This is a genomic window from Telluria sp. Soil_C_11, assembly GCF_057657395.1.
The window spans coordinates 1-15,759 of sequence record NZ_JBDGIN010000014.1 but is presented as its reverse complement, the minus strand read 5'-3'; the positions used below and the strand labels follow the sequence as shown (position 1 = coordinate 15,759).

Below are 15,759 nucleotides of genomic sequence, written 5' to 3'. Positions count from 1 at the left end.
GGGGCGACCTACATCTGTTCGCCAGGCGGTGAAGTCGATGCGAACCAGGCCGCCAACACGACCACCACCACCAGTACCAGTGCTTCGATCCAAAGTATGCGCCTGAACCGCATCGGCAAGACCTCTGGCGCGGACTCACCAGCAGATTCTTTGGCGAGCCATGGCGGCATCACGATAAAGCGATTAACGCCGCCCAGCATTGCCGCAGCACCCACGAGCAGCAGCTTTGCGACGAGGGTGTTGCCATAGGGGTTGCCAAACAGATTGCTGAATCCGTCCAAGCTGCGCCAACTCGCATACAAGCCGGTGATGAAAATGCCGATCAAGGCGAAGGTCGCCGAACTGGACAAAGACGCCACGTAAGCTGCCCGGGCGCGCCTGTCGGCGGTGTTCATGTTATCTGCTGTTCGCAACATGACCCCGCCGGACAAAATCACCTCCCCGACCCACAGGCTGATCAGGCCGAGGTGAATCCAATCGGCCAGCAGGCGTACGCTGAAGTCGCCCTCGCCTGCCGCATGGCTCACCATGCTGCGTGTGTACCAGAACACGCCGAGCGCCATCAGGGTCAGCAGCGCTGGCCCGGAACTGCGCTCGCTCCGAATGATTGCGCCAGCAGCGGCAACGACCAGTCCCATCATCCCGATCGACCAGGCGAATCCGAGATGCGTGGAACTCAGCATGGACCAGGTGGCGCCGGCCGCTTCCGCGACAGGGACTTCGGCCATCGCCGCGGATTCGACCCACAGCAAGGCAACGTTTGCGGCCAGCGCCACCACGACGCTGGCGATGCCGAGCCTGTGGACAGGCTGGCGACGAACCTCGGACCAGTCGGATGCATCGTGGCGGAGCCACAAGCGCGACACGCTCGCCCCCGTCAGCACCGCTATTGTCAGGTTTAGCAGCGCAGTGAGAAGGTGCTGGACTGTTTCCAGGCCCAGCCCCATCACTTGACCTTGAACGTGACTTCGCCCTTCACCTTGTGGCCGTCATGGGTCATCGTCGACCACTGGATGTGGTATTCGCCGCTGGACAGCGCTGGCAACGGCGCCGTCATGACTGTGGGGTCTGCCTTGTCGACGGTGGTAGCGGTGACAGGAATTTCGCTGTTCTGAGGGCCGGTTACCTTAATCTTGCTGAACGCCGGCTCGAGCGCCTCATTGAACTTGAGTCGGACCTGCTTTGGTGCCGTATCGAGCATGCTGCCAGCCTGAGGGTCGGACGATTGCAGCTTGGCGTGCGCGAACGCGGACGAGGTAACGGCGCTTGAAAGCACAAAGGTGGTCACGGCCAGAAAGCGTTTGATGGACATGTGTACTCCTGATTTGTTTGGTGAAGGCGACGCGCGGATCAGGCTGGGCCTCAGTTGGCGGCTTCCAGCTTGGTCACGGTGTACGTACCGTTGAGGCGCTCGACACGCAGCCGGATCTTGTCCCCGGCTTTCACCTGGTCGAGCATGGCCAGCTCCTGCACTTTGAACACCATCGTCATGCCGGGCATGCCGAGATTGGCCAGCGGACCATGCTGGACGGTCAGCTTGCCGGTGTCCTTGTCGACCTTCTTTACCTCGCCGTCGGCCAGCGCATTCGCGTCATCCTGCGAGGCGGCAGGTGCGGCATTGTGTTGGGCGTGGTCGTGCATCTGCGCGGATGCATTGGCCGCTGCCAGTGCAAGACCGGCGGACATGACGAGGGCGGTAAACACGGAAGAAATACGGGTCATTTGAAACTCCAAAACATTCAAAAATTGTTGATTGCTGTGGACGCGCAAAGGCGCTGTGGGCCTGACGCGGTCCTTTTCGGTTACAGATATGAGAGGCATGGCCGGGCGTGTCCGTGCCACGGCACGAACGAAGCTTCAGCGGTGTGAACGGTCAGGCGCGTGGAGGTCGCTCGGGGAGCGCAAGGTAGACCAATGGCAGGATTTGCTGGTCGAAGGGAACCGTAATGGAGGAAGGTAAGGCCGATGCAGGAACGACGGCAACGAACGCAGGCGCCATCGACACACACGAACCGCATGTGGCACAGGTCGCACACTTACCCGTGTGATGATGCTCCGCCGGGTGATGATCTGCCTGCATGGTCGGTTCAGCGTGCTGATCATGCGCATGAGCACCAGACGCATCGGTATCGCTTGCCATCGATTCGTGGTCGTGAGGATCCTGTGCGGCAGCCGCTGGCGGCGCACACAGAGACATCGTTGCAGAAGCGAAACCTTGGAGCGGCACCGCCAGCAACGTCATCCAGACGATCAGGACTTTCAGGATGGCTTTCACGCGGCGATTCTAGCATACGCGACAGCATCGCTTGTCCGGGTGTTCGGTATGTTGCGACGCCGTATCGTGCCCTTATGTCATTTTTGCATGTGCTAGATTAATTTATATGCGTTCCTTCGTCCGAGTCCTCTTGTTGTGGATACTTATCGCGTCGCTGCCCGTGCAGGGCATCGCGGCCGCGATCAAGTTCTCATGTACGATGGCGCATACCTCGATAGCAAACGTTGGCGCCGGGGTCATGGATGTTGACATGATGATGATGTCGTCGGCCCAGCCGCTGGCTCAGGAACATGCCAGTGCCGCCGTCGCTCATCACAAGATGCCTTGCGACCAGGGCGGGCACCAGAAGCATTCCTCGTGTCGGGCCTGCAGCGCCTGTAGCGTTGGAGCGTCGGCACCGCCTCCCGTTACCGCCGCCAATAGCCCGGTTGAGCACTTCGCCAGCGACTACCTCTCTCTGGTCTCTTCTTTCTCGGGATGGATCCCCTCTCGTATAGAAAGGCCGCCGCGCCTGTAATTCCCCAACCGGCTGAGGCAGGTCTGCTCCCGTCACCGTCGTTCGCTGTCGACGTCCTCCAGTCGTCCAGCCGGTTCCGATGCCAAGAGGAACGCAGGAAGCGTGGAGCAATCTCGTTCCGGCTGATGCATCAGATCGCGGCCACTAGCGGGGCAATCGAGCAGCCACATCCATACATCATTGAGGGGAAGTCATGCAACACAGCGTGTCGATCGCCGGTGCCGTCAACGCTTGGCGCCGACGACTTTTGCTGGGAGCCGGGGCTACCGCTGCCCTGACAGGTCTCGCGCCTTCACGGCTGTTCGCCGCGGGGCAGGAAAGCCAGAGGATCTTGCGCGGTACGGAATTCGATCTCGAGATAGTTCCGGCGCCGGTCAATTACAGCGGTGCGCCGCAAGTCGCCGTTTCGGTCAACGGACAGGTGCCGGCACCGATCCTGTACTGGCGCGAGGGCGACAAGGTGACCTTGCGGGTGACCAACCGTCTGGCCGTAACAAGCTCGATCCACTGGCACGGCATCCTGGTGCCAGCGGAAATGGATGGTGTTCCCGGCATCAGCTTCAGTGGAATTCCGCCGGGCCAGACCTTCGTGTACCGATTCGAGGTCAAGCAAAGCGGGACCTACTGGTACCACGGCCACTCGGCATTTCAGGAGCAGAGCGGACTGTTTGGCCCGATCGTGATTGAACCCAAGGGCGGCGAGCGAGTCAAGGCGGACCGCGACTATGTGGTCATGCTGTCGGATTGGGTCGATGGCGATCCGGCGAAGGTGTTCGCCAAGCTCAAGAAGATGAGTGACTTCTTCAATACCAACCAGCCGACTGTTGGCCAGTTCCTAGGCGACGTTCGGAAGAACGGTCTGGCTGCCGCGCTCGACAAGCGCAAAATGTGGAACCAGATGCGTATGCTGCCGACCGACTTCAGTGACGTCACCGCCAGCCGCAACCTTGGCACGGCGCTGGCCTATCTGATCAATGGTGCGACTGCAGAAAAGAACTGGACTGGGTTGTTCCATCCGGGTGAAAAGCTCAGGCTACGTTTTATCAACGGTGCCGCGACGACGATCTTCGACGTGCGCATACCTGGGCTGAAGATGACCGTGATCTCCGCGGACGGCCAGGATGTCGAGCCTGTGACGGTCGACGAGTTCCGCATATCGGTTGCGGAGACCTACGACGTGTTGGTCGAACCGGTCGAAGACAAGGCGTACACCATCTTTGCCCAATCGATCGGAAGGTCCGGCTTCGTCCGCGCTACGCTTGCGTCGCGCGCCGGCATGTCCGCTCCAGTACCGGAGATGGATCCGCCAGAGTGGCTGGCCATGCATGACATGATGGGGGCCATGGCAATGCCGGGCGTGAAGAACATGTCCAGCATGGAGCAGGACGGTAAGGCGCCTACCCACGACATGCACAGCATGCAGGGACACGACATGGCGGGCATGTCCCACGGCGCGATGGACCACGGCCAGATGCAGCACGGCGGTCATGGCGCAGCGCCGAAGGTCACACACGCCCGTACCGAATACGGTCCCGGCGTCGACATGCACGTGGACATGCCCCGTACCAACCTCGACGATCCTGGGGTAAATCTCCGCAACAATGGAAGACGAGTGCTGACCTACGCGGACCTGCGCACGATTGGCGGTCCGATCGACGACCGCGAACCGACGCGCGACATCGAGCTGCACCTGACCGGCAATATGGATCGCTTCATCTGGTCCTTCGATGGCCAGAAATTCTCGGACTCGAAGCCGATCCATTTCCGGCACGGCGAGCGACTGCGTATCGTTCTGGTCAACGACACGATGATGAACCACCCGATCCACCTGCATGGGATGTGGAGCGAGCTGGAATCGCCGGACGGCGAGTTCCTGGTCCGAAAACACACAATCAATGTGCAACCTGCCCAGCGCATCACTTACAGGGTGACCGCCGACGCTCTGGGTCACTGGGCCTACCACTGTCACCTGCTGTATCACATGGAAGCCGGCATGTTCAGGGAGGTCGTGGTGTCATGAGAAAGCCAATGTCAACACTTGGCACAGCAGCCTCACTGCTCGTTTTTGGTTTGACGACCGCAGGTGTCGCATCCGCCCAGACTGCGGAGCCTCAGAAAACTGACGAGACAGCTCACTCGCACGGATCTGCAAAGACCAGCCCTCAGCAGGACGGGAAGCCCAAAGAGACAGACCACGCTGGCATGGATCATTCGGGGATGGACCATTCGGGGATGGACCACACGCAAATGAATCATGCCTCGGGTGCCCAGCCCCAGGGCGCAAAGCCTGCTGCACCCCGGCAGGACAACGCCGCCACCGGCTCGATGGCCGGCATGGCGCACGGCATGACGATGGGACCGATGCAGGGAGGCAGCCCGCCGTCTGACGCACGGGATCCCGACGCCTACGCCGAGGGCACCAAACATGCTCACCTGCCGGGAAACGAGATGAACGATGAGGCGCGCTTTGGACGGGTCCTGTTCGACAAGCTCGAATACGCGAAGGGCGACGGTGAGCACGGGCAGAACATCGATCTCGAAGCCTGGTACGGCAACGACTGGGACAAGTTATGGCTGAAGACTGAGGGCGAACGCAGCGATGGGCACCTGCAGTCGCTGCGCAAGGAAGCCCTATGGGACCACGCGATCGCGCCGTTCTGGAGCACCCAACTCGGCGTGCGCCACGACACCGGCGGTGGTGATTCCCGCACCTGGGCGGCATTCGGGGTCCGCGGACTGGCGCCTTACTGGTTCGATACTACGGCAACGGCCTACCTGCGATCCGGTGGAGGTCTAGCTGCCCGCATCAACGTGCGATACGAACTTTTGTTCACCCAGCGTCTCATCCTCGAGCCGGAAGTCGAGGCGAACCTGTACAGCAAGAATGATCCGGCAAGAGGGATAGGAAGTGGCCGGTCCGACTTTGAACTTGGCCTGCGCCTGCGCTACGAAATCCGACGACAGTTCGCTCCGTATATCGGTGTGACCTGGGTCCGAAATTTCGGAGACACCGCTGACTATGCGAGGGCAAGGGGCGAGCGGAGCAAGACCTTCCAGGTAGTGGGTGGCGTACGACTCTGGTTCTGATAACGAAGCAGGTCGGCCATGCCCCGCCCTGCGACTTCCAAGGCGACGTCTTGAAAGGGTATTCGCAAACCATTCAAGGAGAACATCATGCAACAACAGTATCAATCCTGTATCGATGCCTGCAATGCCTGTGCCGACGCATGTGATATGTGCTCGACAGCCTGCCTGCAGGAAGACGACGTCAAGATGATGGCGCGCTGCATCGCGCTCGACATGGACTGCGCCCAGATCTGCCGCCTGGCTGCCGCCTTCATGGCCAGGGGCAGCGACTTCGCGGGAGCGCTCTGCCAGCTCTGCGCCCAGGTGTGCCAGGCGTGCGGTGACGAATGCGCCAAGCATCAGGCGCAGCATTGCCAGGATTGCGCGGCCGCTTGCCGGCGCTGCGCCGAAGAGTGTCGGCGAATGGGGGCGGCGGCTTGAGGATTCGCAGGTAAGGTATCTGGCGCCGACTCATGGTATCTCGGCGCCGTTTGTATCGATCAGTTCGGAAGGGGGAACCAATGGAAGAATCGCACGCGCCTACTAAAGAGCATGGAATGGCAACAATGAAATATACGACATTCGCTCAAATGATCCTGGCTGGAACCGTCATTATGTTTGGGCTGATGTACCTGAATACCTATTCCGTCGACCATGTCTTCTTCAGTGAAACGAGGGCCTTCATGGCACTTATCATGGGCGCCACAATGGCCTTCGTGATGCTCGCGTTCATGTGGAAGATGTATCCGAATAAAGGAACTAATGTCGGAATTCTCGCGGGAAGCCTCCTGGTATTTTTCGTATCACTCTGGCTGGTGCGCAGCCAAGCGACGGTAGGCGATGTGGCATATATGAAGGCCATGATTCCCCACCACTCCATCGCCATCCTGACGAGCGAACGTGCGAACATTACCGACCCAAGGGTTCGCAAACTGGCGGACGGCATCATCGCCGCACAAAAAAAAGAGATCGGTGAGATGAAGGATTACATCCATGATCTGGAAGCAAAACACTAAGTGCTAGATGTGGACGAGTGCGCCAACAGCTCATGTGCGTTGGCGCCCGATATGCTGCGACCGTGATGTGTCTTAACGGTCGGGATGGCCCACAGGCTTGCGGACCTGCAGCTCCACGTCCAGCTTGTGCTTGGGTGGCATCAGGCTTCGTCCAGCGTCCCCGGTGCGAGCAGGCTCCGGTAGCTGGCCGATCCACTCGTACGCCATGGTTCCCGCCGGGTGCTTGTACCAACCCGAATCGGAGTAGTCGCCGCGCTTCTGGTCCTTGCGTACCTTCAGCACGGTGAACATGCCGCCCATCTCGACGCCGCCGAACGGACCTTCGCCGGTCATCATCGGCAAGGTATTTTCGCGGATCGGCATTTCCATACCGCCCCTCGATCCCCCTTGTCCGCCTGTAATAGGCGGCAGGGTTGACAAAGGCTCGACAGTTCAGCGCTATGGTGTCAGCGTGACGCCAAAGGTACAACAGGCGTCACCGGCCAGTACCGTCAAGCTTTCGAGCTGATTTGCAGGCGGTTTCGCGTTTGGGACCAGAGCGTCTCTGCGCGCATGCCCGTTCGGCAGAATCCAAACAATGGCTTTGGCGCCGCCTCGTACAGCGCGGCAAAGGCATCGCAGTCAGCTAACGTGATCTTGCCCGGAATGACGGGCAGATGCAGCGCCTGCAGGCCGTGCTTGTGCGCTTCAGCGGCGATCTCCGCGAACGACGGCTGACCGCCACCCTCGCCATCTGGCCTGTTGCAGACTAGCGCGGCGAAGCCCTGCTCCTTCAAATCGGCGACATCTGCCGGACTGATCTGTGGTCCCACCGCATAGTCTTTGCTGAGGTAACGGATGGTCATGGTGCTCTCCTGTGCATCAATAGAAAACTACAGTATATTGAAATATATATTGTGCGTCGATATAATGTATCTCAGTAGATTAAATGAGGTGAGCTATGCCAGACACACAACAACTCAATTTGCACGAAATGCGAGCGGCGGCGGCGCAGGCTTGCGCACTTCTTAAAGTACTGGGCAATCCCGACCGTCTGATGCTGCTGTGCCAGCTGACGCAAGGTGAATACTGCGTCAGCGATCTAGAGACTTTGCTGGGGATCGCACAACCGACGCTGTCCCAGCAGCTTGGCGTGCTGCGCGAGGAAAAGCTGGTCAGTACGCGCCGCGAAGGAAAGCAAATCTTCTACCGTATCGACAGTAGTGAAGCGCTGGCGGTCATGCAGGTCCTGTACGAGCAGTTCTGCCTGCCGACCCAAGGAGTCAAAACATGAACATGGACTGGACCCACTTCACACCTTGGACTTCACTTGCAGGCGGCCTGATCATTGGCGCCGCTGCGGCTGCGTTCGTGCTGTTCAATGGCCGGATCGCCGGCATCAGCGGCATTCTCGGCGGCCTGCTCCGCCCTGCGCGCGGTGACATTGGTTGGCGTTTGGCTTTCTTGCTAGGCCTGATTGGTGCTCCGCTCGCCTACGTAACGTTTGCAGAACTGCCTGTTACCACGGTCGCAGCTGACAACCTGACCCTGACCTTGGCCGGACTGCTGGTCGGCTTGGGAACCCGCTATGGAGCTGGCTGTACCAGCGGGCATGGCGTATGCGGCCTGTCGCGGCAGTCGCCACGTTCACTGGCCGCCACCGTGGCATTCATGCTCGCTGGCTTCACCATCGTCTTCGTGATGCGCCACCTCAACGCTTAATCTGGACATCGATATGAACATCTTGACGGCATTGATTGTAGGGCTGGCTTTCGGCATCGGCCTGATTGTCTCCGGCATGACCAATCCAGCGAAAGTCATTGGTTTTCTCGACCTCGCCGGGACTTGGGATCCGTCACTGGCCTTTGTCATGGGGGGTGCAATCTTGGTCGGACTAGTCGCATTCCGCTTTGCCGCCAAGCGCGAGCGATCACTGCTGGGGGAAGCCATGCGCATGCCGACTGTGACCGGGATCGACCGGCGCCTCGTGCTGGGTTCGCTGGCCTTTGGTGCCGGCTGGGGCCTGGCAGGATACTGCCCTGGCCCCGCGCTGGCCTCGCTGGCCACTGGCGATGCCAAGTCTTGGATCTTTGCGCTCGCCATGCTGGCAGGCATGGGCCTGTTCGAGATGTTCGAGCGAATTAGTGAGCGCTCGGTTGAGAACGCCTAAGCCATGGGCGCATACGCGAACAAGCTTGAGGTACCCCGCGCCGCGCCGCGGTACGCGAGTACGCCATGCTGACGCCCCCCCTGCTCGGTCTTGTCGTCGGGCTGATCCTGGCGCTGACTGGCGCCGGGGGCGGCATTCTTGCCGTGCCCCTGCTGGTATTTGGAACCGGGATCAGTGTCGCCGAGGCCGGGCCGATCGGCCTGCTGGCGGTTGGAATGGCAGCCGCCTTGGGTGCGGTCCTTGGGCTACGGGATGGACAGGTGCGCTACCGCGCTGCGCTCCTGATCGCAGCAGCTGGCATGCTCTTGTCGCCGATCGGCCTGTGGGCAGCGCGCCTGGTGGACGGCCGCTGGCTAAGTCTTCTATTTGCCATGACACTGCTTTACGTCGCTTTCAGAACCTGGCGCCAGTCCGCTGGACCGGCGGCAGCGCAAGTCCCGGACAAGCTCCTATGCGTGCGCAGCGAACAGACTGGCCGCTTCGTCTGGACCCGCCCATGCATGCGGGCGCTGGGCTTGTCAGGCTCGCTTGCCGGCCTTCTCTCTGGGCTGCTCGGGGTCGGCGGTGGCTTCGTGGTGGTACCTGCCCTACAACGCTATACCGACCTCACGGTGAAGTCGGCGGTGACCACCTCTCTTGCCGTCATCGCCATCATTTCCGTCACCGGGGTCGCCACCTCGGCAGCGCAGGGAGGCATCGATTGGTCTACTGCGGCGCCATTCGCGGGCGGTGCCCTCGTTGGGATGCTCGGCGGCCGTTCGCTCGCAGCCAGAATTGCAGGCCCTGCTTTGCAAAAAGCGTTTGCCGTGGTGTCGGCCTTGGTCGCGCTCGGCATGGTCGCCAAGGCCCTGCTCTCTTGACTGCATTACTTGGACTTTTCGGAGAACGAGATGAACCTGAACCCAATCCAGCTGTTCGATACTGAATCTTCCACCTTCACTTACATCTTGGTTGCATCGGGCGAAAAGGAAGCGATCATCATCGATCCCGTGGAGCACCACCAGGAACGCGACCTCCAGCATCTCCAGCGCCTGGGCTTGAAGCTGCGTTATGTGCTTGAGACGCACGCTCACGCCGATCACGTGACCTCGGCTGGCAGGCTGTGCCAGCTGACGGGTGCAGTGGCCGCGGTTCCAAGCGGTTGCGGCATCGCCCCGGCCGAGGTGCAGTTGAAGGATGGCGACGTGATCTTCTTCGGGACTGGCGAGGAAATCCGCGTACTGCACACGCCGGGGCATACCGCCGGCAGCATGAGCTATGTCTGGCGTGGCAACGTGTTCACGGGCGATACGCTGCTGATCGACGGATGTGGACGTACCGACTTTCAGAGCGGCAGCGCCCACGCCCTATACGACAGTGTGACGCGCAAGCTATTTACTCTGCCCGACGACACCCGCGTGTGGCCGGGGCACGACTACAAGGGCCAGTCGGTGTCCACGATCGGCTGGGAAAAGCGCCACAATGCCCGCCTGGCGAACCGCAGCCGGGAAGACTTCGTTAGGCTGATGGGAGAACTGAACCTGCCCAAGCCGAAACTGATCGATGTCGCGGTTCCGGCCAACCGGAACCTTGGACTGCAGCACGACGCCTGATTTATCGTCCCGCCAGGGCGGCCCGTGGAGCAGGATCGTACGCGGCTCACTTGTGGAACGTGCTAGTGTCGAGGCACAGACACCAGGGAACCCGGCAAACAGGATGGACACACTGCCTGGCCAGCCTCCCGGGCTTACCGACGAGGAAGCCGGGCGGCGGCTCCGCGAAGATGGCCCCAACGAGCTTCCGGCCTCGCAGCCGCGCAGCGTATTGCGCCTGCTGCGCGAGGTCGTCCTCGAACCGATGTTTCTGCTGCTGGTGGCCTGCGGCGCCATCTACATGGTATTGGGCGACCGCCAGGAAGCGATGATGCTGCTGGGCTTCGTGTTTGTGGTGATGGGCATAACCTTCGTGCAGCAGCGCCGCACAGAACGCTCGTTGGACGCCTTGCGCGACCTGTCCAGCCCGCGCGCGCTGGTCTTGCGCGGCGGCCGGGCGCGCCGGATTCCCGGCCGCGAACTGGTGCGCGGCGACATCGTCCTGCTTGCCGAAGGCGACCGGGTGCCGGCCGACATCCGCTTGGGCGAATCGTCGAACCTGACGGTCGACGAATCGATGCTCACCGGCGAGTCGGTGCCGGTGGCCAAGCATGCCGGATCAGGCGGGGATGCGGGCGCCGCCGTGTTCTCGGGGACCCTGGTCACGCAGGGCACCGCGCGCGGCGAGGTCATCGCCACCGGCGAGCGCAGCACCCTCGGCAGGATCGGACGCTCACTGGCGGCCCTCGGCGGGGAAAGCACACCCATCCAGCTCGAGACCCGGCGCATCGTCAAGTTTGTGGCCCTGGCAGGCGTCGCGTTGGCGGCGCTGCTGGCGCTCGGCTACGGGACGCTGCGTGGGGACTGGCTGCATGCGTTGCTGGCGGGATTGACGCTGGCGATGGCGGTCATTCCCGAGGAGCTGCCGGTCGTCCTGACGCTGTTCCTCGGACTGGGCGCGTGGCGCCTGTCGCGGGAAGACGTGCTGGCCAGGAACATACCGGCCGTCGAACTGCTCGGCGCCACGACGGTGCTGTGCGTGGACAAGACCGGGACCCTTACCACCAACCATATGATCGTCCGCAAGCTCTGGTGCGAAGGCGCGGAATACGAGGCCGCAGGGTCGTCTGGCGCCCTGTTCCCCGAAACCTTTCACAGCCTGCTGGAGTACGCCGTGCTGGCCAGCCACCGGCGCGCCTTCGATCCGATGGAAACGGCCATCACCGAGACAGGCCAGGTGCTGCTCGCCGAGACCGAGCATTTGCACCGGGACTGGACCCTGATCGACGACTATCCCCTGTCGCGCCAGATGCTGGCGATGACGCGGGTATGGCAGTCACCGGACACGACCGAGCGCATGATCGCGGCCAAGGGGGCGCCGGAAGCGATCGTCGACCTGTGCCACCTCGATGCCAGGCACGCCGCCCGGATCGCCGAACAGGTCGCGCTAATGGCCGCTGGCGGACTGCGCGTCATCGGCGTCGCGCGGGCGGTGTTCCCGGCGCGGGAGCTGCCGGAAAGCCAGCACGATTTCGAGTTCCGCTTCCTCGGTTTGGTCGGACTGGAAGACCCGGTGCGCGACAATGTACCGGCCGCCATCGCCGAATGCCGCGCGGCGGGCATCCGGGTCGTGATGATCACTGGGGACCACCCGGCGACCGCCCTGTCCATCGCCCGTCAGGCCGGGCTGCCCGCGAACGGGAATCTGATGACGGGCACGGAGCTGGCCTTGCTGGACGACGAAGCGCTCGCGCAGCGGCTGGCGGCGACGGACATCTTCTGCCGCGTCCAGCCCGAACACAAGCTGCGACTGGTACAAGCCTTCAAAGTCAGGGGGGAAGTCGTCGCCATGACCGGCGACGGCGTCAACGATGCGCCTGCCCTGAAGGCCGCCCACATCGGGGTCGCAATGGGCGCGCGCGGCACCGACGTCGCCCGCGAGGCAGCCAGCCTAGTGCTGCTGAAGGACGATTTTTCCTCGCTCGTGACGGCAGTGCGTTATGGCCGGCGCATCTTCGCCAACCTGCGCAAGGCGATCGTGTTCGTGGTCGCCGTCCACGTGCCGATCGTCGGCCTGTCCATCCTGCCGGTCATCCTCGGCTGGCCGCTGGTGCTTCTGCCGGCCCATATCCTATTCCTTCAGCTGATCATCGACCCGAGCTGCTCGCTGGTGTTCGAGGAGGAGGAACCGGAACGGGATGCGATGCGCGGCAAGCCGCGCCGACCGGACGACCGGCTCTTCGACACCGCCGTGCTGGTCAGGGGGCTGTCACAGGGTACGGGCCTTCTAGCGTTGCTGTGTGGCGTCTATGTGTGGAGTAGCCACCAGGCGCGCTCTGATGACGTCGCACGGGCGGTGACTTTCACTGCGCTGGTGCTGTCCAACGTCGGCCTAATCTACGTGAACCGCACCTGGGATGGCTCTACATGGCGTGGACAACGGGCCGGCAATCGCTACTTCAACTGGATGGCCCTGGCGACGGTGGCATTGCTCGCCATTGTGCTCGCCACGCCGGCGATTGCGCGTCTTTTCTCGTTTATCTTACCTCCGGTCTCACTGCTTGTCGTCGCCGTCGGTAGCGCGTTACTCGCCGTCCTTTGGTTCGAGGCAGTGAAATATGTACTTCGCCATCAGCAACTTAGCACAGCACCTGAGACCTAAACCAGCTTGGTCTTGTCATACAAACACCTCTCCAATTGGGAGCAAAACCGCATGAGGCATCAGGAGACCCACCGTATCGAACACCTCGGGTGGCTGCGCGCCGCCGTACTTGGCGCAAACGACGGCATCATCTCGACCTCCAGCCTTCTGGTCGGCATTGCTGCAGCCCATGCTTCCCACAGCAACATGCTGTTGACAGGGTTCGCTGGGCTGGTGGCCGGCAGCATGTCGATGGCAACCGGCGAGTATGTCTCGGTGGCGTCCCAAGCCGACACGGAAAAAGCGTCGATCAAGCAGGAAAAAGCCGAGTTGGCCCGCGCCCCCGAGTCGGAGGTGCGCGAACTGACTTCCATTTACGTGCAACGCGGCCTGGAGACGGATCTGGCACGGCAGGTTGCCATACAGCTCATGGCGCACGACGCCCTCGGCACCCACGCCCGCGATGAATTGGGGATTTCCGAAACCACTCAGGCGCGCCCGCTACAGGCCGCCCTCACTTCTGCGTTGAGTTTTGCCGCTGGTGCCGCTATCCCTTTAGCAATCACCGCGATTACCCCCGCCGAGCTGTTGATTGCAGTGCTGGTCGTTACCACTATTGTCGGGCTGGCTGGACTTGGGGCGCTGGCTGCAAGGACCGGAGGCGCACCTGCGCTGCCAGCGGCGATCCGCGTCACGTGCTGGAGTGCCTTGGCGATGGCATCTACTGTTGCCATCGGCAGCGCTTTCAATGTAGGCGTATGACATGAACACTTTGGTTGACACCAGAGACGTCACACTGCCAGCATTGCTGCTATCTCAATCGTCATGGTCCTGGTCATTAGACTTTGCCGTGGAAGCAGGTTTATCAGCGGAAAAATTTTTACTTGGTGCGTTATTCCATTGAAGCCACCAAAAGCCCAACACCGCGATAAGCAAGATGACGGCTACACTGCGCCATTCGCTGTGTATTCTATCTTGAGGATTGCCGATCTTTCGACCGCTGATCATAGCTCCAACCAGGTTTTCACGGTGCCTCCAACTACCTAGCAGCACCCCCGCTACGTGGATCCCGACGACCGCCAACATTACGTTAGCAATGACTTCGTGCAGTTCCTCCATCGCCTCGCCAGCGACGTCGTTGTACGTAGCCCAACCAGATCCGGTCACGAAAATAGTCAAGAGTAACAAGGCCAAAATGGCCACGGCCCCGGCCGGGTTGTGACCAGTGTAATGTTCCGGCCGGCCGCGAAACAGGGCGCGGAAATAACGCAAGACGCTACCTGGGCCACGAACAAAATCCGTGAACCGAGCATAGCGTGTGCCGAAGATACCCCAGACGATACGGAAAACTACAAGGCCTGCCATTGTATAGCCCAGCGTGACATGTACAAGGCGCCAATCGTCTCTCTCGGCAGTGATGTACGCTCCGGCGAAGCTTAGAACCATGAGCCAATGAAAGACCCGGACAGGGGCATCCCAAACGAGAATTTTGTGAGTTGTTGATCGGTCTTTAGCAAGTTCAGCACCTAAAATTTGCTTCGTGGCCATCGAAACCTCCCCTAGTAACTTTCCCTGTGCTAGAGCCAACCATGGTGTGGTGGCACTCCGCATGTCAGACAGATACTTGAATTAGAGTCCAAGACAGGCGTATAAAACTTTGATCCAAGTCAAATTTAAAAACGATGAAATCGTACCTCCCACGCCGCGCCTTTTGGCCTGTGGTAGCGCTGTTTGCGTGGGCATCCGCGCAGGCTACTGGCATTGGGCTGGCGGCCCTGATCTTGATGTTCGCGTGGCGGAGAAACCTGTCGACATCTGGGACGACGCCGGCCGCATGCGTCCGTCCGCCTACTACGACCGCGTGGTCGACGTGATGGAAGAGCTGTTTAAGTTCACACTGCTTCTGCGTGGCCGTGCCGACTACCTGACAGACCGCTACAGCGAGCGCAACGAGCGGGCACGTAAGGCGATCGACCGGCAGATCAGGAAACTGTAGCGCCGCTACACTGGGCAGCCCTGTAGCGGCCAAGACGATCAAGGCCGAGGCAGGCAGCGCTGGGCACTCGTTCGCGTTGAGGGCGTTCGATGGATTCCCTCGTCAGAATGTATCGATTCCATGCTCGGCCAGCCAAGCTTTGCGCTCGACAGGAACAACTACCCTAAAACAACAAAGCCCGCACAGGGCGGGCTTTAGGACTGCGCTTGTCTCACGCAATCTCACTTTTTTAGGGGGGACGTTTGGGGGGTAAGCTCCTTTACGACCCTTTTCTCACTCTTATCTTGGCGGAGAGAGGGGGATTCGAACCCCCGATAGGCTATGAACCTATACACGCTTTCCAGGCGTGCGACTTAAACCACTCATCCATCTCTCCTGATGGTGTTCGTATTGCTACGAAGCCGCCTATTATAACAAGGATTCCCAGCAGTACAAGTGCAACCGTCCAACGTGTTAGTGCTAAGTAGTAATGTCCCGTCTCCGCAAAGTAGAGATGTCCCCTAGGATATGTCCGAAGGGAGGAAAGGA

18 protein-coding genes, 1 tRNA gene and 1 pseudogene are annotated in these 15,759 nt (G+C 60.9%); 12 read left to right on the top strand and 8 right to left on the bottom strand.

The genetic code is table 11. The features are described 5' to 3' along the window. Window positions 1-8 precede the first annotated feature (8 nt). The 4 genes from AC3A6M_RS19365 to AC3A6M_RS19350 all read right to left on the bottom strand — a co-directional run bounded on the left by AC3A6M_RS19365 (window position 9) and on the right by AC3A6M_RS19350 (window position 2,275). On the bottom strand, window positions 9-947 hold the full coding sequence (locus AC3A6M_RS19365; RefSeq protein ID WP_487854358.1) for a copper resistance D family protein: 939 nt from the start codon (window positions 945-947) through the stop codon (window positions 9-11). Further along, window positions 947-1,312, bottom strand: coding sequence for a copper homeostasis periplasmic binding protein CopC (copC, locus tag AC3A6M_RS19360; RefSeq protein ID WP_487854357.1), 366 nt, complete (start codon window positions 1,310-1,312; stop codon window positions 947-949). The genes AC3A6M_RS19365 and copC overlap by 1 nt, the downstream gene beginning before the upstream one ends. A 50-nt stretch (window positions 1,313-1,362) precedes the next feature. Beyond that, complete coding sequence (locus AC3A6M_RS19355) at window positions 1,363-1,722, bottom strand: copper-binding protein (RefSeq protein ID WP_487854356.1); 360 nt, start codon at window positions 1,720-1,722, stop codon at window positions 1,363-1,365. A 151-nt stretch (window positions 1,723-1,873) separates the two neighbouring features. After that, complete coding sequence (locus AC3A6M_RS19350) at window positions 1,874-2,275, bottom strand: DUF2946 family protein (RefSeq protein ID WP_487854355.1); 402 nt, start codon at window positions 2,273-2,275, stop codon at window positions 1,874-1,876. 710 nt (window positions 2,276-2,985) lie between these two features. Between AC3A6M_RS19350 and AC3A6M_RS19345 the strand changes: the two genes are divergently transcribed. The 4 genes from AC3A6M_RS19345 (at window position 2,986) to AC3A6M_RS19330 (ending at window position 6,874) form a co-directional block, all read left to right on the top strand. Beyond that, window positions 2,986-4,812, top strand: a complete 1,827-nt coding sequence (locus tag AC3A6M_RS19345; protein ID WP_487854354.1) for a copper resistance system multicopper oxidase — start codon at window positions 2,986-2,988, stop codon at window positions 4,810-4,812. A 212-nt stretch (window positions 4,813-5,024) separates the two neighbouring features. Further along, window positions 5,025-5,879 carry a copper resistance protein B gene (locus AC3A6M_RS19340; RefSeq protein ID WP_487854353.1) on the top strand — a complete coding sequence of 285 codons (855 nt, stop codon included), beginning with the start codon at window positions 5,025-5,027 and terminating at the stop codon, window positions 5,877-5,879. 87 nt (window positions 5,880-5,966) lie between these two features. Further along, window positions 5,967-6,299 carry a four-helix bundle copper-binding protein gene (locus tag AC3A6M_RS19335; protein WP_487854352.1) on the top strand — a complete coding sequence of 111 codons (333 nt, stop codon included), beginning with the start codon at window positions 5,967-5,969 and terminating at the stop codon, window positions 6,297-6,299. A gap of 80 nt (window positions 6,300-6,379) precedes the next feature. Continuing rightward, complete coding sequence (locus AC3A6M_RS19330; protein ID WP_487854351.1) at window positions 6,380-6,874, top strand: DUF305 domain-containing protein; 495 nt, start codon at window positions 6,380-6,382, stop codon at window positions 6,872-6,874. A gap of 72 nt (window positions 6,875-6,946) precedes the next feature. On the opposite strand, the gene AC3A6M_RS19325 is transcribed toward AC3A6M_RS19330, so the two are convergent. Both AC3A6M_RS19325 and AC3A6M_RS19320 read right to left on the bottom strand, forming a co-directional pair. Further along, window positions 6,947-7,243: a hypothetical protein gene (locus tag AC3A6M_RS19325; protein WP_487854350.1), complete on the bottom strand. Its 297-nt coding sequence runs from the start codon at window positions 7,241-7,243 to the stop codon at window positions 6,947-6,949. A 122-nt stretch (window positions 7,244-7,365) separates the two neighbouring features. After that, window positions 7,366-7,719 carry a protein tyrosine phosphatase family protein gene (locus AC3A6M_RS19320; RefSeq protein ID WP_487854349.1) on the bottom strand — a complete coding sequence of 118 codons (354 nt, stop codon included), beginning with the start codon at window positions 7,717-7,719 and terminating at the stop codon, window positions 7,366-7,368. Window positions 7,720-7,814: 95 nt separating this feature from the next. On the opposite strand from AC3A6M_RS19320, the gene AC3A6M_RS19315 reads away from it, so the two are divergent. The 7 genes from AC3A6M_RS19315 to AC3A6M_RS19285 all read left to right on the top strand — a co-directional run bounded on the left by AC3A6M_RS19315 (window position 7,815) and on the right by AC3A6M_RS19285 (window position 13,997). Next, a complete protein-coding gene (locus tag AC3A6M_RS19315) occupies window positions 7,815-8,147 on the top strand; it encodes a metalloregulator ArsR/SmtB family transcription factor (protein WP_487854348.1) in 333 nt (110 codons plus the stop codon). Next, window positions 8,144-8,575 (top strand): YeeE/YedE family protein, encoded by a 432-nt coding sequence (locus AC3A6M_RS19310; protein WP_487854347.1) that lies wholly within the window; start codon window positions 8,144-8,146, stop codon window positions 8,573-8,575. Before AC3A6M_RS19315 ends, AC3A6M_RS19310 begins: the two co-directional genes overlap by 4 nt. Window positions 8,576-8,588: 13 nt before the next feature. Further along, window positions 8,589-9,023, top strand: coding sequence for a YeeE/YedE family protein (locus AC3A6M_RS19305; RefSeq protein WP_487854346.1), 435 nt, complete (start codon window positions 8,589-8,591; stop codon window positions 9,021-9,023). Between the two features lie 65 nt (window positions 9,024-9,088). Continuing rightward, the gene (locus AC3A6M_RS19300; RefSeq protein ID WP_487854345.1) at window positions 9,089-9,883 is read left to right on the top strand and encodes a sulfite exporter TauE/SafE family protein; all 795 of its coding nucleotides are present in this window, start codon (window positions 9,089-9,091) and stop codon (window positions 9,881-9,883) included. Between the two features lie 30 nt (window positions 9,884-9,913). After that, a complete protein-coding gene (locus tag AC3A6M_RS19295) occupies window positions 9,914-10,615 on the top strand; it encodes an MBL fold metallo-hydrolase (protein ID WP_487854344.1) in 702 nt (233 codons plus the stop codon). Window positions 10,616-10,718: 103 nt separating this feature from the next. Beyond that, complete coding sequence (locus tag AC3A6M_RS19290; protein ID WP_487854343.1) at window positions 10,719-13,256, top strand: cation-translocating P-type ATPase; 2,538 nt, start codon at window positions 10,719-10,721, stop codon at window positions 13,254-13,256. Window positions 13,257-13,307: 51 nt separating this feature from the next. Further along, window positions 13,308-13,997, top strand: coding sequence for a VIT1/CCC1 transporter family protein (locus AC3A6M_RS19285; protein WP_487854342.1), 690 nt, complete (start codon window positions 13,308-13,310; stop codon window positions 13,995-13,997). 54 nt (window positions 13,998-14,051) lie between these two features. On the opposite strand, the gene AC3A6M_RS19280 is transcribed toward AC3A6M_RS19285, so the two are convergent. Next, entirely contained in the window at window positions 14,052-14,783 is a 732-nt protein-coding gene (locus tag AC3A6M_RS19280; protein ID WP_487854341.1) for a cytochrome b/b6 domain-containing protein, read from the bottom strand. Window positions 14,784-15,051: 268 nt separating this feature from the next. On the opposite strand from AC3A6M_RS19280, the pseudogene AC3A6M_RS19275 reads away from it, so the two are divergent. Then, window positions 15,052-15,231: pseudogene (locus AC3A6M_RS19275) on the top strand (arsenical resistance protein ArsH); the annotation flags it as partial. A 285-nt stretch (window positions 15,232-15,516) separates the two neighbouring features. Here the strand turns inward: AC3A6M_RS19275 and AC3A6M_RS19270 are convergent. Next, a tRNA-Ser gene (locus AC3A6M_RS19270) sits at window positions 15,517-15,607 on the bottom strand. Between the last annotated feature and the right edge of the window lie 152 nt (window positions 15,608-15,759).

Coding starts and splice junctions, on each gene's coding strand:
- AC3A6M_RS19365 (WP_487854358.1), bottom strand. CDS start 947: ATGGGGCTGGGCCTGGAAACAGTCCAGCACCTTCTCACTGCGCTGCTA.
- copC (WP_487854357.1), bottom strand. CDS start 1,312: ATGTCCATCAAACGCTTTCTGGCCGTGACCACCTTTGTGCTTTCAAGC.
- AC3A6M_RS19355 (WP_487854356.1), bottom strand. CDS start 1,722: ATGACCCGTATTTCTTCCGTGTTTACCGCCCTCGTCATGTCCGCCGGT.
- AC3A6M_RS19345 (WP_487854354.1), top strand. CDS start 2,986: ATGCAACACAGCGTGTCGATCGCCGGTGCCGTCAACGCTTGGCGCCGA.
- AC3A6M_RS19340 (WP_487854353.1), top strand. CDS start 5,025: ATGGACCACACGCAAATGAATCATGCCTCGGGTGCCCAGCCCCAGGGC.
- AC3A6M_RS19335 (WP_487854352.1), top strand. CDS start 5,967: ATGCAACAACAGTATCAATCCTGTATCGATGCCTGCAATGCCTGTGCC.
- AC3A6M_RS19330 (WP_487854351.1), top strand. CDS start 6,380: ATGGAAGAATCGCACGCGCCTACTAAAGAGCATGGAATGGCAACAATG.
- AC3A6M_RS19325 (WP_487854350.1), bottom strand. CDS start 7,243: ATGGAAATGCCGATCCGCGAAAATACCTTGCCGATGATGACCGGCGAA.
- AC3A6M_RS19320 (WP_487854349.1), bottom strand. CDS start 7,719: ATGACCATCCGTTACCTCAGCAAAGACTATGCGGTGGGACCACAGATC.
- AC3A6M_RS19315 (WP_487854348.1), top strand. CDS start 7,815: ATGCCAGACACACAACAACTCAATTTGCACGAAATGCGAGCGGCGGCG.
- AC3A6M_RS19310 (WP_487854347.1), top strand. CDS start 8,144: ATGAACATGGACTGGACCCACTTCACACCTTGGACTTCACTTGCAGGC.
- AC3A6M_RS19305 (WP_487854346.1), top strand. CDS start 8,589: ATGAACATCTTGACGGCATTGATTGTAGGGCTGGCTTTCGGCATCGGC.
- AC3A6M_RS19300 (WP_487854345.1), top strand. CDS start 9,089: ATGCTGACGCCCCCCCTGCTCGGTCTTGTCGTCGGGCTGATCCTGGCG.
- AC3A6M_RS19295 (WP_487854344.1), top strand. CDS start 9,914: ATGAACCTGAACCCAATCCAGCTGTTCGATACTGAATCTTCCACCTTC.
- AC3A6M_RS19290 (WP_487854343.1), top strand. CDS start 10,719: ATGGACACACTGCCTGGCCAGCCTCCCGGGCTTACCGACGAGGAAGCC.
- AC3A6M_RS19285 (WP_487854342.1), top strand. CDS start 13,308: ATGAGGCATCAGGAGACCCACCGTATCGAACACCTCGGGTGGCTGCGC.
- AC3A6M_RS19280 (WP_487854341.1), bottom strand. CDS start 14,783: ATGGCCACGAAGCAAATTTTAGGTGCTGAACTTGCTAAAGACCGATCA.